We start from the raw sequence: 15,572 nt of genomic DNA on the forward strand, positions 1-15,572 counted from the left end.
TCGGGCCGGGAATGTCACATTCTGGACGCTCCAAGATCATCACCGGTTTACCCGAGTGTCATCGCCGGGCCTACTTGAGCCTTCGGGTGTAGACGACGCGGTCGACGAGGCGTTCGGGCTGGCCGGGCGGGGTGAAGTAGAGGTCGAACGTGGGCTTGCCGCTGAGGGTGACGACGGTGCGCATCGGGATGGTCTTGCCGAGGTAGTCGGGGCCGAGGACGCCCGGGTCGGTGAACTCGCCGGGGATGGACAGCACCGACGTGACCGCGGTGACGGGGGCGCCGCGGTAGGTCATGGCGGTGGGGGTGACGCTGTCGAAGGTCGTCCACTCATAGCGCCGGTCGATGGTGGAGAAGCCGAGGATTCCCAGCCGGTAGTAGCGCTTCCCGGCGAGGGTGCCGTCGGTCTTCTCCTGCAGGAAGCGCCCGCCGGTCTTGCTGATCCAGTTCACCTTGACGGTGATGTCGCGGGAGACGACCGGCTTGCCGCCGGTCCCCAGAAGGTAGTTGGTCTTGACCGCCTTCCAGGTGCCGACCAGCGGGTTCAGCGCGCGGTGATACGGCCCGGGGTTGAGGTTGTCCGCGGGGGAGGACGCGGCGGGTCTCGGAGCGCTCGCGACGCCGGTCGTACCAGCCGCACCGGCCACGCCGGTCAGGCCGAGGACGGCGGCGGCCGCGATGACCGGCAGCGAGATCTTCTTGATCAAGGTTGTTCCCATCGACGAGTGGGGGCTTGTCAGCGAAAGTCGTCGGCGTGCGCGTACGCCCAGTCTTCGAAGGTGCGGGGCGCGCGGCCGGTGACCTCCCGAACGGTCGGGTGGACCGTCGACTCGTCGAGCGTGCCGTCGACGTAGAAGTCGAAGAACGCGTCGACGTACTCAGGGGGCGTGCTCTTCTCCAGCTCGGTGCGCGTCCCCTCGTCCGACAGGCCCACGAAGCGCAGGTCGCGGCCGAGCACCTTGGCCAGCACGGTGAGCTGGTCGGCGGGCAGCAGCGCCTGCGGGCCGGTCAGCTCGTGGATCCGGCCCTCGTGCCCGCTGCCCGTCAGCGCCCGCGCGGCCACGGCCGCGATGTCACGAGGGTCGATGCACGCGGCCGGGACTTGGGGGAACGGCACGCGCACCGTGTCCCCCTCGCGCAGCTGCGGCACCCAGCGCAGCGCGTTGGACATGAACGCCCGCGGTCGCAGGAACGTCCATGCCAGCCCCGAGTCGCGTACGGCCCGTTCGGACAGTGTCATGTAGCGGGAGATCGCATTGCCCATGTCCTCGAGCGCGGCCGATCCGCCGGACATCAGCACCACATGCCGTACGCCCGCGTCCCGCGCCCGAGCCAGCAACCGGGGCATGTCCGGATAGCCCGGAAGCAGGAACATTCCGCGTACGCCCCGGAGCGCCTCGGTCAGGCCGTCCGGTTCGTTGAGGTCGCCGAGGACGGGCTCGGCGCCGTCCGGCACCGCGGCGTCCGGCCTGCGGACCAGTGCGCGCACCGGTGCGCCGGCCTCGAGCAGCGCGGCGGCCAGCTCTGAGCCGACGTTGCCGGTTGCGCCTGTGACCAGGAACATCGCTTCTCCTACAGTTCTCGGATGAGTCCGGCCGACAGCGCGATGAGCGCCACGGCGATCAGCAGGGCGCCGACGCGTGTCAGCGTCGTGCCGGCGGATCGGGCGCCCGCCCGGCCGACCCCGAGGTGGACGAAGAACCCGCCCGACTGGGCCAGCACACCGACCAGGAGGATCACGCCCCAGGCCCATTCCAGGCCGTTCGAGTAGTCGGCGCGGGGGAGGTAGAGGAAGTAGACCAGGGTCAGCACCAGCAGAACCCCGGCGTGCGCGTGCCCGGCGCGGAAGAAGCGCTCGCGCAGTTCGCCCAGCCGGTCGCGGTCGGTGGTGACGAACCGCAGGAGCGCGTGACCACCGAACTCGACGGTGACGATCGACAGGAGCGACACGACCGGCAGGACCTTCGTCGGCTCCATCAGCCGCGCCTGCCTTCCGCTCCAGGCGGTGCGACCGTCTCAAATGATCGTTTCTTCACGAAAGGATGCTGGCACCGGGGCTGAATGCCTCGGTAGTGTCCCCGTCATCAGCCGGGTGTGAATTTGTCACGGTTCTCAGGGAGATCTGTGGAGCGGGCTCCCGACGACCTGTCGCTGCGGCCGGCCCCGGGCCTGCGGACGGTCGTCCCCTAGCGGGATATCCAACCAAGATCCACATCGCGCTCCGAAAATGTCGGCACGCATCGCTACCTTGGGTGATCAATCGAACACAAGGAGGAAGCGTGGCGAATCGGGATCTCGCACTCGAGCGACGCCAGGCCAGGCAGAAGGAAGCGCGCAGGCTGCGCGGCTTGGAACGTGAGGCGGCGGCACGGGCCCGGGTGCGCCTCGCGGCGCGGACGACGCCGCCGGAGCGGGTGGTCCTCCACCTGGGGCCCACCAACTCCGGCAAGACCCACGATGCGATCGAGTTCCTCGTCGCACAGGCCGAACGGGGGCTGTCGGGCACGTACGCCGCTCCGCTGCGGATGCTGGCCCGGGAGGTCTACGAGAGGCTGTGCGCACGCCTTCCCCGCGAGCGCGTCGGTCTCGTGACCGGTGAAGAGCGGATCAACCCGCAGGCCGACGTCGTCTCCTGTACCGCCGAGTCCGCGCGCACCTGCGGCGACGTGCTCGTGATCGACGAGGCGCATTGGCTCGCCGATCGCGATCGAGGCCATGCCTGGACCCGGCTCCTGCTGTCCGGCTCCCACCGTTACATCCATGTCGCGGCCGCCTCCGAGGCCGGCGCCGTACTGCGCACCGCCCTCGCCTCGGCGGGTTGCCTCGAGATCGCGAAGCACTCCCGATACGCCGAGCTCACCCATGCGCCCGCGATGCGCCCTGGAACGATCCCCGCCCGCTCGGCCGTGGTCGCGTTCAGTCGCAGGGCGGTGCTGGCCCTGCACCGCGAGCTGATCGATCACGGTCGCAGCGCCACCGTCCTGTACGGAGCCATGCCGCCCGGTGCGCGCCGAGAGCAGATCCAGCGACTGATCATCGGCGAGGTCGAAGTGATCGTCACAACGGACGTCATCGGACACGGCATCAATCTGCCGCTGCGTGCGGTCGCCTTCGCCGAGACCGGCAAGTTCGATGGCAAGGAGCGTCGTCGGCTGCGCTTGTGGGAGGCGGCCCAGATAGCGGGACGAGCCGGACGACGCGGCCTCGCCGCCGGGGAGGGCCTGGTCGCGGCGTACGCCGGCGGCATCCCCGGGTTCTCGCCGGACGCCGGGCTCGTACGTGCCGCCGTCGCCGTGGCGAACGGCGCGCCGTCCGACCTCTCGATCACCAAGGCGAGCCTGCGCCCGGACTGGTGCGAGCTCGGCGACCCCACTCCCGCCGAGATCCCGCATGCGCTGAGCGGTTGGCGGAAAGCGGCCCGCCGTGAGGCATCGGACCATCCCTGGCTGCGTCCCGCGCCGATCGACACCCTGCTCGCGATGTGGCAGGCGGCCCGTGCCGCGGTCGGCGCCCGCGCCACGGTGGACGCCCCATGGCCCGGCGACGGCCCAACGGTGTGGCGGCTCATGACCCTGCCCGTGGACGCGGACGGCGCCTTTCCCGAAATCGCCTCCGCGGTGCTGACGGACCGCTCCCTCCGGAGGCTGCTTCGCCCCGATTCCGTCATCTCCCGGATGAGCCTCGACGAGGCGGAGCGCCATGCCGCGATCATGCGAGATTTAAGCTCGGCCGGCCGGTCCTTCGGCGTCGTCGGCGGCGTGTCTCCCGAAGAGGCCTCGGCCGGTGAGGAGACGGCGTCCCGGCGCATCGTCGAACTGGTCGCCCGGCGCAAGCCCCTCACCAATGCGTCGCTCTGCGCGTCATGCGGTCGGCCATGCGCCCCGTGGTTCCAGCGATGCGACGACTGCCACCAGGCCAGGTTCGACTGGTACGACGACGATCCGTTCACGTGGTGACCACGCTCGGACCGGTTCCCCCCAATAGATACCGGAAGGTGGCTAATTTGATAGCGTAAGACACCATGCGAATCTCGGCGCGAGCGGACTACGCGATCCGTGCGCTCCTGGAGCTGGCCGCCGACACCGGCCGGCCGCTCACCTGTGAAGCCATCGCCCAGTCGCAGGGCATCCCGCACCGGTTCCTCAAGGCGGTCTTCCGCGACCTGCGACAGGCCGAACTGGTGCGCAGCCAGCGCGGCTGCGAGGGCGGGTACTGGCTGAGTCGCGACGCGGCCTCGATCTCGCTGGCGGCCGTCGTCGCCGCGGTCGACGGCCAGCTGATGACCGTGCACGGGGAGAGCCTCGGCGACCAGAGTTACCCGGGCCCGGCCGCCCGGCTGTCGGAGCTGTGGGCCGGAGTGCGGAAACGGTTCGAGGACATCCTGGCCGGCGTGAGCCTGGCCGACCTGCTGGCGGACGATCCACCCGAGCCGGCCGTGTCGTTGCTGCGCGACGCGGCCCTCGGGCCTGTCTCGAAGTCCCCGTCCGTAGCGAGCGGTGTCCAGGCGCCGCCTGGACACCGCGCAGTAGGACAGCGGGGCTTCGAGACAGGCCCTAGCGTGACGACACCGATGGGAGCCCTCTGATGGCGGACGACTGGCACGGCGAGCTGCGGCACATCCGCGGTGCGCAGCTGACCGGGGACACCGGTCAGACCATGGGCATGACCCGGCTGGAGGCCATCTCCGGCAAGACGGTCGGCTCGTCGAAGCTCTGGACGGGCAAGACCCTGGTGGCACCCGAGACCAACTCCGGCGACCACCATCACGGCGACACGGAGACCTCGATCTACGTCGTGTCCGGCAACCCGGTGTTCGTCTTCGCCGACGGTGACACCGAGGTGCGCCTGGAGACCGAGCCCGGCGACTTCGTCTTCGTCCCGCCGTACGCTCCGCACCGCGAGGAGAACCCCGGCGACACCGAGGCGGTCGTCATCATCTCGCGCAGCAGCCAGGAGGGCGTCGTGGTGAACCTGCCCAGTCTGTGGTCGCCGGTCGACCGGTCATGACCGCGGACGGCCCGCTGACCGTCGTGGAGTTCACCGACCCCGCGTGCCCGTGGGCGTGGGGTTCGGAGCCGAAGTTCCGCTGGCTCCGCGCCGCGCTGGACGGCGTGGCCGCCTGGCGCCGCGTCTACGGGATCCTGTTCGACGATGACGACGATCCGGCGCCGGACCCCGACGCGGAGGCCGCCTGGTACCACCGCTACATCGCCGGCATCGCCGCGCACACCGGAGCGCCGTACGCCTCGCGGCTGCGGTGGGTGGCGCGGAGCAGTTGGCCCTCCTCCCTCGCGGCCAAGGCGGCCGAGGCGCAGGGCGCCCAGACGGCCGCCTTCGTCCTGCGCCGGCTGCGCGAGACCACCTTCCTGCTGGGCGCGCCCGCCGACGACGTGGAGGGCGTGCTCGACGCGGTGACCGGAGTGCCCGGCCTGGACCATGCCCGGCTCGTCCGCGACCTCGTCTCCGACGACGTGCGTTCCGCGGTCCGCCGCGACTGGACGGAGACCCGGGAGCCGTACCCCGAGGTGCTCACTGTGGAGGGGGCCGGTCCGCATCCGGGTGCGGCGAAGGAGGTCGGCGGGCGGTACCGGTTCGCCCTGCCCACCCTGGTGTTCACCGGCCCCGCCGGACGGGCGGTGGTGCCGGGCTGGCGGGAGCTCGGCGAGTACGTCGAGGCGGCCGCGCGTGTGGCGCCCGGGCTGTGCCTGGAGGTCCCGCCCCGTACCCCCGAGGAGCTCCTGGAACGCCACCGCAGCCTGACCGGTCCGGAGCTCATCCTGCTGGCCGGCTCGGCCGCTCCGCCGCGCGGCGCCGTCCGGTTCGACGGTGCCGGCGGGCCCGTCTGGCTGCACCCGGTGGAGGCCGCCACCCACCCGGTCTCCCGCCTCTGACCTCCGCCTCGGAGCGCATGAGCGCAGGTCGCATATAAGACACATCTAGGTAGCTATTGACAGGATTTCCTACCAAAGCGACCATATAGGTATGACTTCGACGCATCCGGGCGTGGTCTGCCGCTTCGTCGACTACCGGCGTACCTCCAGCGCCCTGTGTCGGTAGCAGCGGGCCCCGGGGCCACCGCCGTCGGCGGAGCCCCCTCCCGCGCGACCGCTCCGCACGCCGGACTTCTCCCTCTCTCCTGATCTCCCCACCGCCGCGGAGATCCCCCTCTTCTCACGACTCCTCCGGAGACCGCCACGCGCCGTCCCCGGGACATCGCCGCGCGACCCGCCGTCCCTCCGGTACCCCCGACCGTTCGCGAAAGGTGGACTCGACCCCCCATGAACACCGCTCTCTCCGAACCCAGCAGACGCTCCTTCCTGGGGCTCGGCCTCGCCACCGGCTCGTCGCTCCTGCTCGCCGCCTGCGGCTCCGGCGGCGCGGCGGGTTCCGGCGGGGCCTCGGCCGACACGCTCAAGTGGGGCTGGGCCCTGCCCACGTCGTGGGACCCGGTGACGTCGTCGGCGGGCTGGGACGTGCACGCCCTCTCCCTCGTGTACGCCGGGCTCACCAAGCACGACTCGCAGGGCAAGGCGGTCCCGGCCCTCGCCGAGTCGTGGGCGTACAGCGAGAAGGGCAGCCGCGTCACGTTCAAGCTGCGGCCCGGCCTGAAGTTCAGCGACGGCACGACGCTCGACGCGACCGCGGTGAAGAAGAGCATCGAACGCGGACGCGACGCGCCCAAGTCGCTGATCGCCGCGCAGCTCGCCGACATCAAGACCGTCAGCGCCCCGGACCCCACGACCGTCGTCATCGACCTCAGGTCACCGAACTACCAGATCCCCAGCCTGTTCGCCGGCAAGACCGGCATGGTGGTCAACCCGGCGGCGTTCGAGCGCAACGCCGCCGGACTGGCCACCAAGCCGGCCGGCGCCGGCCCGTACACCCTGACCTCGTACGTCGAGAACTCCCAGGCGACCCTCAAGCGCAACCCGAACTACTGGGACGCCGCCTCGATCAAGGTGGCGAACTTCCAGCTCTTCCCGCTGCCGGACGCCGCCACGGTGATCGCCGGGCTGCAGTCCGGCCGCTACAACGTCGCCCAGATCCCGGGCAGCCAGGTCGCCGCGGCCAAGGCCGCCGGGCTCGAGGTCCAGGTGATCCCGTCCCTCGTGGTCTCGGTGCTGGACGTCAACGTCACCAAGCCGCCGTTCGACGACCCCAACGCGGCGCTGGCGCTGAAGTTCGCGGTGGACCGCGCGGCGCTGCTGAAGACCCAGCAGTTCGGCGTCGGCGAGGTCTCCTACCAGCCGTTCCCCAAGGGCTACGTGGGATACGACCCGGAGCTGGAGGGCGTCTACGCCTACGACCCGGCCAAGGCCCGCCAGCTCCTCGCCAAGTCCAAGTACGGCATCGGGGCACCGGTCACCATCACCGCCTCGGCTCCCGGCAACCTCCCGCAGCAGCTCCAGGCCCAGCTTCAGGCGGCGGGATTCAAGCCGACGATCGAGACGATTCCGCAGGCCGAGGCCACGCAGATCATCTACATCCAGCATTCCAAGGCGCTGGCCGTGGACGGGTTCGCCGGCCGCGACTCGACCGCGCAGACGTTCCAGGTGCTGTTCGGCTCCGAGGGCCTGATGAACCCGGGCCGCACCACGTCACCGGAGCTGACCGCGGCGGTCCAGAAGATCGTCCAGACGCCGCTGGACGATCCGAAGTACCCGCAGGTGGTGCAGGCCGCGACCGCCGTGGCCGTACGCACGATGCCGAACGTCTTCCTGTTCACGACGCCGCGGATCCTCGCGCACACCAAGTCGGTGTCGCCGCTGCCGAAGGACACCGTCGTCCAGCGGTTCGAGGGGGTCACGGTCACATGAACGCCCCGGATCGTCACGGGAACGCCCCGGATCGGAGCACCCGATGAGCGCCGTCGTCGCGGTGCCGCGGCCCGGTGCCGCGGTCGCCGAGACCCGGTGGCTGTCCGGCTGGGCCCGCAAGGTGCTGCGGATGCTGGTCACCACGGCCACGGTCTTCCTCATCACCTCGTTCGGCACGTACGCGCTCGGCGCGCTGTCGAAGACCAACCCGGCCGCGGCCGTGCTCGGCGAGACCGCCACCCCGGCGGACATCACCCGCATGAACCACCAGTTCGGGCTGGACCGGCCGCTGGTGGTGCAGTACGCGACCTGGCTGGGTCACGCCTTCACCGGCGACCTCGGCACCTCGTACTTCACCTCGATCCCGGTCGCCGCCAGTATCCGGCAGGCGCTGCCGGTGGACCTCGGCATCACCGGTCTGGCCGCGCTGTTCGCCGTGCTGATCGGCGGTACGGCCGGGATCGCGGCGGCGCTGAACGGCGGCGGGCGGCTGGACCGCTCGGTCACCGCGGTCTGCTCCGTCCTCAGCACGATCCCCGGGTTCGTCATGGGCATCGTCCTGATCGTGGTGTTCTCGGCGACCCTGCGGATCCTGCCGGCCGGCGGATACGTGAGCTTCGGCACCGACCCGGTCCAGTGGTTCCGGTGCCTGCTCATGCCGTCCTTCGCGCTGAGCCTCACCCTGGCGGCCCACGTCGCCCGGCAGTTGCGGACCTCGCTGGTCGCCACGCTGCGGGAGAACTACGTCGTCGGGGCGACCGTGCGCGGTCTGTCGCGCCGGAGGGTGCTGCTGCGGCACGCGCTGCGCAACGCCTTGGGACCGGCGCTGGGCATTCTGACGGTCGGCGTGCCGGCGCTGCTCAGCGGCTCGGTGCCCACCGAGCGGATCTTCAACCTGCCGGGCGTCGCGCTGCTGACCCTCCAGTCGTCGGAGCGGCACGACATCCCGGTGATCCAGGGGACGCTGCTGGTGACCGTGACCACCGTACTGGTGTGCAACCTGGTCCTCGGCGCCCTGCTCGCCCGGTTCACCCCGCAGGCGAGGAGGTAGCCGTGCGTACTCTCCGTCGCGCGCTGCGGCTGCGGTCGGCCCGGCTGTCGGCCGTCGTCCTGGCCGTCGTCGCGGTGGCCGCCGTGTTCGGCCACTGGCTCGCGCCCCTCGACCCGCTGGCCCAGGACTCGGCGCACGTGCTGTCCGGTCCGAGCGCCGGTCACCTCCTCGGGACCGACGGAATCGGCCGGGACGTGCTCAGCCGGCTCGTCGCCGGCACCTCCTCGTCCATCGTCGCGACGCTGGAGGCGGTCGGCACGGCGCTGCTGGTCGGGATCGTCCTGGGCATCGGCTCGCTCTGGCTGGGCCGGGGGTACGAATGGGCGTCGCTGCGGTTCGTCGACTCGCTGCAGACCCTGCCGTACGTCGTGTTCGTGGTGGCCGTGGTCGGTGTGCTCGGCAACGGCCTGACCCAGGCGATGCTCGCCATCGGGCTGCTGTACTCCCCGATCTTCTTCCGGGTGAGCCGGGCCGCCTCGCTCGCCCTGCTCCGTGCCCAGTACGTCGAGGCGGCCGAGCTCTTCGGCGCGAGCCGGCTGTGGATCCTGCGCACGCACCTGTGGAGCAAGATCCTTCCGACCATCGCGGTCACCGCGGCGCAGGCGAGCGCCGAGTGCCTGCTCGCCGTGCAGTCACTGAGCTTCCTGGGCATCGGGGTGCAGCCACCGGCGCCCACGTGGGGCGGCATGCTGGCCGACGACCTGAGCTTCCTGGCTCAGCAGCCGTGGGCCCCGTTCATCCCCGCCCTCACGATCATGATCACGGTGGGCGCGCTGAACGCCATCGCCGACGCGATCAGCGACAGCGCCGACCTGCCCGTCGTGGACTCCTCGCCGACCCAGCCCGGCTCCGTCCAGGAGGTGCCCGATGCCGCCGTCGCCGTCCGCTGAGACCCGAGCCGAGCCCCGGCCCACCGCCGCACCGGCCACTCCACTGCTCCGCGTCGGCGGCCTGCACGTCACGGTCGGCGACGGCGCCGCCGAGGCCGTCCGCGACGTGTCCTTCACCGTCCGACGCGGCGAGTCCGTCGGCCTGGTCGGCGAGTCCGGCAGCGGCAAGACGCTGACCTGCCGCTCGATCCTGGGCGTGCTGCCGAAGGGCTGCGCGGTCAGCGCCGGGACGGTCGACCTGGCCGGCGTCGAGCTGACCGCGCTGACGCGCCGCGAGTGGGACGGCGTACGCGGCCGCAGCCTCGGCGCGGTCTTCCAGGACCCCGCGTCGTACCTCAACCCGTCGATCACGGTGGGCCGCCAGCTCACCGAGTCGCTCCGGGTGGCCGCCGGGCTGCCGAAGGACCAGGCACGTAGCCGTGCCGTCGAGCTGCTCGACTCGGTCGGCCTGCGCGACCCTGACAGGGTCTATCACCGGTACCCCGACGAGCTGTCCGGCGGAATGCTGCAGCGGGTTCTCATCGCGATCGCGATCGGCGGAGAGCCGGACCTGCTCATCGCCGACGAGGCGACGACCGCGCTGGACGTGGTGGTCCAGGCCGAGGTGCTGGACCTGCTCGCGCGGCTGCGGGCCGAGCGCGGCCTGTCGCTGCTGCTGGTCACGCACGATCTCGCCGTGGTCGCCGAGACCTGCGACCGGGTGCTCGTGTTCTACGCCGGGGAGCTCGTGGAGTCGGGCCCGACCGAGCGGGTGCTGCGGTCGCCGGCCCACCCGTACACCGAGGCGCTGCTGCGGGTCGCCACGCCCGGCTCGGTGGAGGTGCTGCCTGGGCAGCCTCCGGCGACCGGCGCGGAGCTGCCCGGCTGCCGCTTCGCCGACCGGTGCCCGTACGCCGAGGACCGGTGCACGGCCGGACCGGTGGCGCTGCGCCCGGCGGGCGCCGGGCGTGCGGCCCGGTGCGTACGGATCGACGCCGGGGAGGAGTCATGACCCTGCTGGACGTCGACGGGCTCTCGGTCTCGTACGGCCGCCGGTCCGGCCGGGTGCTGTCCGACGTGAGCCTGAGCGTACGGCCCGGGGAGATCGTCGGCGTGGTCGGGGAGACCGGCTCGGGCAAGACGACGCTGGTACGCGCCGTGGTCGGCCTCGCCCCGGCGGAGGCGGGGCGGGTCACGTTCGACGGCACGGAGGTGACGGCGCTGCGGGGGCGGCGGCTGCGCGCGTTCCGCCGGGCGGGCGGGATCCAGCTGGTCTTCCAGGACCCGTTGCGTTCCCTCGACCCGGACCTGACCGTGGCGGCGATCGTCGCCGAGGGGCTGACCGTCGCCGGCGGCCTCACGCGGTCCGAGCAGGCCGAACGCGTGGACGAGGCGCTGACCCGCGTCGGCCTCGACCCCGCGCTCGGCTCCCGCCGGCCCGGGCAGATCTCCGGCGGGCAGCGCCAGCGCGTCGCCCTGGCCCGTGCCATCGCGGTACGCCCGAAGCTCCTGCTGTGCGACGAGCCGGTCAGCGCCCTGGACGCCTCCAGCCGCAACCGTGTCCTGCTGCTGCTGGACCGGCTGCGCCGCGAGCTCGGCGTCGCGATCGTGATGATCTCCCATGACCTGACGTCGCTGGCCGGGGCGGTGGACCGGGTCGCGGTGCTGTTCGGCGGGCGGCTGGTGGAGCAGGGCCCGGTCGGCGAGGTGTTCGGCGACCCCGCCCACCCGTACACCGCGCTGCTGGTCGCCTCGGCCCCGAGCATCGGCGAACGTCCGCTCGGCCGGCCGGCCGCGAGCCTGCGCCCGCCCCTGGACCGGGAGCCGTGGCCGCACGGCGACGGGTGCCGGTACGCCGCGCTGTGCCCGTTCGCCACCACCGAGTGCGCCGTCGAGCCGCGGCGCGAAGCACGTACGGGTGGCCGGGCCGTGGCCTGCCACCACGCCGACACCTGGCCCGACCTGGTCGGGCGGACAAGAGGAGCACTGACATGAGCATCGAGTTCATCGGCATCGCCGCCACCCAGGCGCACACCGAGACCGAGGTCGAGAAAGCGGCCGACGGCCCGGTGGTGAACGCGGAGTACCTGCGGGCGCTCGCCAAGGCGCACGAGGACGCGGGGTTCGACCGGGTGCTGGTCGCGCACTCGTCGGCCAGCCCGGACGGGTTCATCGTCGCGGACCAGGTGCTCACGGGCACCGACCGGCTCGGCGTGCTGCTGGCGCACCGGCCCGGCTTCGTCGCGCCCACCCTGGCGGCGCGCAAGTTCGCCACCCTCGACGCCTTCCATCCGGGCCGCGTCGCGCTGCACGTGATCACCGGCGGCGACGACGCGGACCAGGCGCGGGACGGCGACATCAGCGACAAGCCGACGCGCTACCGGCGTACGGACGAGTTCCTCGACGTGCTGCGCCTGGAGTGGGAGTCCGCCCGGCCGTTCGACTACGACGGGGAGTTCTACCAGGTACGCGGCGGATTCACCCACTTGCGCCCGGACGGCCGCGTCCCGGTCTACTTCGGCGGCGCCTCCGCGGACGCCGTACGGGTCGGAGGCAAGCACGCCGACGTGTACGCCTTCTGGGGCGAGCCGCTGGCCGGCATCGCCGAACGCATCGCCGAGGTACGCGCCGCGGCCGCCCCGTACGGGCGCGACCCGCGGTTCAGCGTCAGCCTGCGGCCCATCCCGGCCGCGACCGAGGCCGAGGCGTGGGAACGGGCCCGCGACATCCTCCGGCTCACCAAGGAACGGGTCGGGGAGCTGAAGAAGGTCTTCAACATCGACGGCTCCGCGCAGGAGGGCAGCCGGCGGCTGCTGGACTTCGCCGACCAGGCCGAGGTGCACGACAAGCGGCTGTGGACCGCGATCGCCAAGGAGACCGGAGCCGCCGGGAACTCCACCGCCCTGGTCGGCAGCTACGAACAGGTCGCCGAGTCCCTGCTCGACTACGTCAATCTCGGCGTCGGCACCCTGCTGATCCGCGGGTTCACCCCGCTCGCCGACGCCACCGACTACGGGAACCTCGTCCGCCTGGTCCGCGAGCAGACCCTGACCGGCGCACCCGCCTAGAGAAACGGAAGCAGAGATGACCTTCGAACTCCTCGGCATGGTCGGGACGCGCGACGCGTCCGAGACGCACGGCGACTACTTCGGCACCATCGACGCCGACTACCTGACGAGGTTCGCCCAGGCGCACGAGGCCGCCGGCTTCGACCGGGTCCTCATCGGGTACGGCGCGACCGGCCCGGACGGGTTCGCCGTCGCCGCGCACGTCCTGAACGCCACGACCCGGCTCAAGGTGCTGATCGCGCACCGGCCCGGCTTCGTCGCCCCCACCCTCGTCGCCCGCAAGCTCGCCACGCTCGACCACCTGACCGGCGGCGGCCGGGTCGCCATCCACCACATCACCGGCGGCGACGAGGCCGACCAGAAACGCGACGGCGACTTCGCCGACCACGACCGGCGGTACGCGCGGACGGCCGAGTTCATGAGCCTGCTGCGGCGCGTGTGGGAGTCGGACCGGCCGTTCGACCACAGCGGCGAGTTCTACCAGGTGGAGAACGCCTTCAGCACGGTCAAGCCGGCCACACCGGAGGGCATCCCGCTGTACTTCGGTGGCGCTTCGCCCGCGGCGATCGAGGTCGGCATCCGGCACGCCGACGTCTACATGCTGTGGGGCGAGCCGCGGCAGCTGATCGCCGAACGGATCGCCGCGCTGCGCGAGGCCGCCGCCGCGCACGGCCGTACGCTCCGGTTCAGCCTCTCGGTCCGGCCGATCATCGCCGACACCGAGGACGCGGCCTGGGAGCGGGCCGAGCGGATCCGCGCGCTCACCGCCGCACGGACCGGTGAGGACCACGCGTTCCGGATGTCGACCTCGGTGGGCTCGGCCCGGCTCCAGGAGCAGGCGGCCGAGAGCGAACGCCACGACGAGCGGCTCTGGTACGGCATCACCGCGCTGACCGGCCCGGGCGGCAACTCCACCGCGCTGGTCGGCACGGCCGAGCAGGTCGCGGAGGCCCTGGACGGGTACCGCCGGGTCGGCATCGACACGATCCTGATCCGCGGCTTCGACCCGCTCGAGGACGTCGTCGACTGGGGACGGCGCCTGGTACCGCTGCTGCGCGCGAACGACGCGGCGCTGGTCTGACCAGGTGACCGTCCTTCGGCACCCACGCGGCCATCACCGCAGTCGAGCAGCCGTGGCGCTCGTCGGCGACAACGGACTGATCAGTAACAACGCCCTGCAACGCCACTACCGGGACGTGCTGTGCTCCCGAGTCCACACCCCACAGGACGACGCCATCACCGCCGCGGCCGGCCGCACGGCACTCGCCCGTGTCGCCCCCTGACAGCTGAGGAACCGACCATGACCGAACCCGGCACCCTGCCGGCCGTACGTACCTGGCTCCCCGCGCCGGAGCTGCACCAACGCGGCACCGTGGTGCTGTTCCCCGGCCGAGGCGAGCACAGCGGCGTCTACGAGCGGCTGGGCCGACGGCTGTCCGCCGACGGCTACGCCGTACACGCCGCCGACAGCACGCCCGGCGACGACCTCGACCTCCTGACCCGGCTCGTGAGCGAGACGCCCGTGACCGGCCCTCTCGTCGTGGCCGGCTCGGACACCGGTGCCCTCCAGGCCCTCGCCGTGGCCGCCGCGTCGGCCCGCCCGCCGGCCGGCGTCATCCTCGCCGGCCTCGCCGACCTGGGTACGCCGCCCCGGCTCTCGTGGGACGACGAGCTCGAAGCGCGTACCGCCTGCCCCACGCACCGGCGACGGCTGACCGAGGACGACCGCTTCGTCCGCGGCGCGCTGTCCGGACCGTTGCCGCCCGCGTTGTTGTCCGCGGAGCTTCCGCTCGACCGGATCGACCTGCCCGTACTCCTCCTGCACGGCGACGCGGACCCGGTCACCGCACCGGAGATCGCCCGCTCGATCGCCGCCCGGCTACCGGGAGCCGAACTGGGCGTCGTACGCGGAGGACGGCACGACGTCCTCAACGACATCGACCACCGCAGTGTCGCCGCCCACATCGTCCAGTGGCTCGAACGCCTGCGCTCCGGCCCGGACCAAGCCCCTGTCGTCACCGTCGAGACCCTCAGCTGAGACCGATTCCCGTCCCACCTCCCGACAACGAGGCGAGATCACCATGGCCAGCATCCTGACCGTCTCCGGAAGCCCGTCCGCCACCTCCCGCACCGCCCGGCTCCTCACCCACGTGGCGGAACGGCTCACCGCCGACGGCCACCAGATCACCACCCTGGACGTCCGCACCCTGCCCGGCGACGCCCTGCTCGGAGCCGATTTCGGGCACCCCGCCATCGTCGCGGCCACCGCACTGTTCGACCGCGCCGACGGGGTCGTCATCGGCACACCCGTCTACAAGGCCGCCTACTCCGGCCTGCTGAAGTCCCTGCTGGACCTGCTCCCGCAGTTCGCGCTGACGGGCAAGACGATCCTGCCCCTGGCCACCGGCGGGTCCACGGCACATGTCCTGGCCATCGACTACGCCCTGCGCCCCGTACTGACGTCGATGGGCGCCGACCACATCGTTCAGGGCTGGTTCGTCCTGGACCGCGACATCACCGTGCACGAGGACGGGACGACCACCATCGAGACGAGCACCGATGAGGCCCTCGGCCGCCTGATCGACCAGTTCTCCACGGCCACCGGCCGCGCCCCACGACTGGCGAAGGCCGGCTGAGCACCCGACCCCGTCAGCGACGACGGCGCCGACGATCAGCACGGCCCGGCTGCCGGACATCGCGGACGGGCTCCCCTGAAAGGGTCCTCAACCCCGGAAAAATGTCATCCCCGGCTTGTACGGTTTGGGCTG

At 71.9% G+C, this 15,572-nt stretch carries 17 protein-coding genes; 14 read left to right on the forward strand and 3 right to left on the reverse strand.

Annotation, left to right across the window (positions count from 1 at the left end; all coding sequences use genetic code 11):
• Nucleotides 1–70: 70 nt before the first annotated feature.
• Genes ABEA24_RS01200 through ABEA24_RS01210 form a run of 3 tightly spaced genes read right to left on the reverse strand, consistent with a single transcriptional unit; the run spans nt 71 to nt 1,976 of the window.
• On the reverse strand, nt 71–706 hold the full coding sequence (locus ABEA24_RS01200; RefSeq protein ID WP_345428431.1) for a DUF1579 family protein: 636 nt from the start codon (nt 704–706) through the stop codon (nt 71–73).
• Between the two features lie 29 nt (nt 707–735).
• Entirely contained in the window at nt 736–1,563 is an 828-nt protein-coding gene (locus ABEA24_RS01205; protein ID WP_345428432.1) for an NAD(P)H-binding protein, read from the reverse strand.
• Between the two features lie 8 nt (nt 1,564–1,571).
• Nucleotides 1,572–1,976, reverse strand: a complete 405-nt coding sequence (locus ABEA24_RS01210) for a hypothetical protein (RefSeq protein ID WP_345428433.1) — start codon at nt 1,974–1,976, stop codon at nt 1,572–1,574.
• Nucleotides 1,977–2,278: 302 nt separating this feature from the next.
• Here ABEA24_RS01210 and ABEA24_RS01215 point away from each other — a divergent pair, with 302 nt between their 5' ends.
• From ABEA24_RS01215 to ssuE, 14 genes are all read left to right on the forward strand, one after another.
• A complete protein-coding gene (locus tag ABEA24_RS01215; protein WP_345428435.1) occupies nt 2,279–3,955 on the forward strand; it encodes a helicase-related protein in 1,677 nt (558 codons plus the stop codon).
• Nucleotides 3,956–4,020: 65 nt separating this feature from the next.
• Nucleotides 4,021–4,584 carry an RrF2 family transcriptional regulator gene (locus ABEA24_RS01220; RefSeq protein WP_345428436.1) on the forward strand — a complete coding sequence of 188 codons (564 nt, stop codon included), beginning with the start codon at nt 4,021–4,023 and terminating at the stop codon, nt 4,582–4,584.
• Nucleotides 4,584–5,006 carry a cupin domain-containing protein gene (locus ABEA24_RS01225; RefSeq protein WP_345428438.1) on the forward strand — a complete coding sequence of 141 codons (423 nt, stop codon included), beginning with the start codon at nt 4,584–4,586 and terminating at the stop codon, nt 5,004–5,006. Before ABEA24_RS01220 ends, ABEA24_RS01225 begins: the two co-directional genes overlap by 1 nt.
• Nucleotides 5,003–5,890, forward strand: a complete 888-nt coding sequence (locus ABEA24_RS01230) for a DsbA family oxidoreductase (protein WP_345428439.1) — start codon at nt 5,003–5,005, stop codon at nt 5,888–5,890. Before ABEA24_RS01225 ends, ABEA24_RS01230 begins: the two co-directional genes overlap by 4 nt.
• Nucleotides 5,891–6,277: 387 nt before the next feature.
• On the forward strand, nt 6,278–7,816 hold the full coding sequence (locus tag ABEA24_RS01235; RefSeq protein WP_345428441.1) for an ABC transporter substrate-binding protein: 1,539 nt from the start codon (nt 6,278–6,280) through the stop codon (nt 7,814–7,816).
• Nucleotides 7,817–7,859: 43 nt separating this feature from the next.
• A complete protein-coding gene (locus ABEA24_RS01240) occupies nt 7,860–8,867 on the forward strand; it encodes an ABC transporter permease (RefSeq protein ID WP_345428442.1) in 1,008 nt (335 codons plus the stop codon).
• Between the two features lie 2 nt (nt 8,868–8,869).
• A complete protein-coding gene (locus ABEA24_RS01245) occupies nt 8,870–9,757 on the forward strand; it encodes an ABC transporter permease (protein ID WP_345428443.1) in 888 nt (295 codons plus the stop codon).
• Nucleotides 9,735–10,748 (forward strand): ABC transporter ATP-binding protein, encoded by a 1,014-nt coding sequence (locus tag ABEA24_RS01250; RefSeq protein ID WP_345428445.1) that lies wholly within the window; start codon nt 9,735–9,737, stop codon nt 10,746–10,748. The genes ABEA24_RS01245 and ABEA24_RS01250 overlap by 23 nt, the downstream gene beginning before the upstream one ends.
• Nucleotides 10,745–11,731 carry an ABC transporter ATP-binding protein gene (locus ABEA24_RS01255; protein WP_345428446.1) on the forward strand — a complete coding sequence of 329 codons (987 nt, stop codon included), beginning with the start codon at nt 10,745–10,747 and terminating at the stop codon, nt 11,729–11,731. Before ABEA24_RS01250 ends, ABEA24_RS01255 begins: the two co-directional genes overlap by 4 nt.
• On the forward strand, nt 11,728–12,804 hold the full coding sequence (locus tag ABEA24_RS01260) for an LLM class flavin-dependent oxidoreductase (protein WP_345428448.1): 1,077 nt from the start codon (nt 11,728–11,730) through the stop codon (nt 12,802–12,804). Before ABEA24_RS01255 ends, ABEA24_RS01260 begins: the two co-directional genes overlap by 4 nt.
• A 16-nt stretch (nt 12,805–12,820) precedes the next feature.
• Nucleotides 12,821–13,885: an LLM class flavin-dependent oxidoreductase gene (locus tag ABEA24_RS01265; RefSeq protein ID WP_345428449.1), complete on the forward strand. Its 1,065-nt coding sequence runs from the start codon at nt 12,821–12,823 to the stop codon at nt 13,883–13,885.
• Nucleotides 13,886–13,937: 52 nt separating this feature from the next.
• Nucleotides 13,938–14,087 (forward strand): hypothetical protein, encoded by a 150-nt coding sequence (locus ABEA24_RS01270; protein ID WP_345428450.1) that lies wholly within the window; start codon nt 13,938–13,940, stop codon nt 14,085–14,087.
• Between the two features lie 17 nt (nt 14,088–14,104).
• The gene (locus ABEA24_RS01275) at nt 14,105–14,842 is read left to right on the forward strand and encodes an alpha/beta hydrolase (protein ID WP_345428452.1); all 738 of its coding nucleotides are present in this window, start codon (nt 14,105–14,107) and stop codon (nt 14,840–14,842) included.
• Nucleotides 14,843–14,885: 43 nt separating this feature from the next.
• The gene (gene ssuE / locus ABEA24_RS01280) at nt 14,886–15,440 is read left to right on the forward strand and encodes an NADPH-dependent FMN reductase (protein ID WP_345428453.1); all 555 of its coding nucleotides are present in this window, start codon (nt 14,886–14,888) and stop codon (nt 15,438–15,440) included.
• The last annotated feature ends 132 nt before the right edge of the window (nt 15,441–15,572 follow it).

The organism is Actinoallomurus vinaceus, assembly GCF_039542055.1.
GTDB classification, from domain to species: Bacteria; Actinomycetota; Actinomycetes; order Streptosporangiales; family Streptosporangiaceae; genus Actinoallomurus; species Actinoallomurus vinaceus.

Coding starts and splice junctions, on each gene's coding strand:
- ABEA24_RS01205 (WP_345428432.1), bottom strand. CDS start 1,563: ATGTTCCTGGTCACAGGCGCAACCGGCAACGTCGGCTCAGAGCTGGCC.
- ABEA24_RS01210 (WP_345428433.1), bottom strand. CDS start 1,976: ATGGAGCCGACGAAGGTCCTGCCGGTCGTGTCGCTCCTGTCGATCGTC.
- ABEA24_RS01220 (WP_345428436.1), top strand. CDS start 4,021: ATGCGAATCTCGGCGCGAGCGGACTACGCGATCCGTGCGCTCCTGGAG.
- ABEA24_RS01225 (WP_345428438.1), top strand. CDS start 4,584: ATGGCGGACGACTGGCACGGCGAGCTGCGGCACATCCGCGGTGCGCAG.
- ABEA24_RS01230 (WP_345428439.1), top strand. CDS start 5,003: ATGACCGCGGACGGCCCGCTGACCGTCGTGGAGTTCACCGACCCCGCG.
- ABEA24_RS01235 (WP_345428441.1), top strand. CDS start 6,278: ATGAACACCGCTCTCTCCGAACCCAGCAGACGCTCCTTCCTGGGGCTC.
- ABEA24_RS01240 (WP_345428442.1), top strand. CDS start 7,860: ATGAGCGCCGTCGTCGCGGTGCCGCGGCCCGGTGCCGCGGTCGCCGAG.
- ABEA24_RS01250 (WP_345428445.1), top strand. CDS start 9,735: ATGCCGCCGTCGCCGTCCGCTGAGACCCGAGCCGAGCCCCGGCCCACC.
- ABEA24_RS01255 (WP_345428446.1), top strand. CDS start 10,745: ATGACCCTGCTGGACGTCGACGGGCTCTCGGTCTCGTACGGCCGCCGG.
- ABEA24_RS01260 (WP_345428448.1), top strand. CDS start 11,728: ATGAGCATCGAGTTCATCGGCATCGCCGCCACCCAGGCGCACACCGAG.
- ABEA24_RS01265 (WP_345428449.1), top strand. CDS start 12,821: ATGACCTTCGAACTCCTCGGCATGGTCGGGACGCGCGACGCGTCCGAG.
- ABEA24_RS01275 (WP_345428452.1), top strand. CDS start 14,105: ATGACCGAACCCGGCACCCTGCCGGCCGTACGTACCTGGCTCCCCGCG.
- ssuE (WP_345428453.1), top strand. CDS start 14,886: ATGGCCAGCATCCTGACCGTCTCCGGAAGCCCGTCCGCCACCTCCCGC.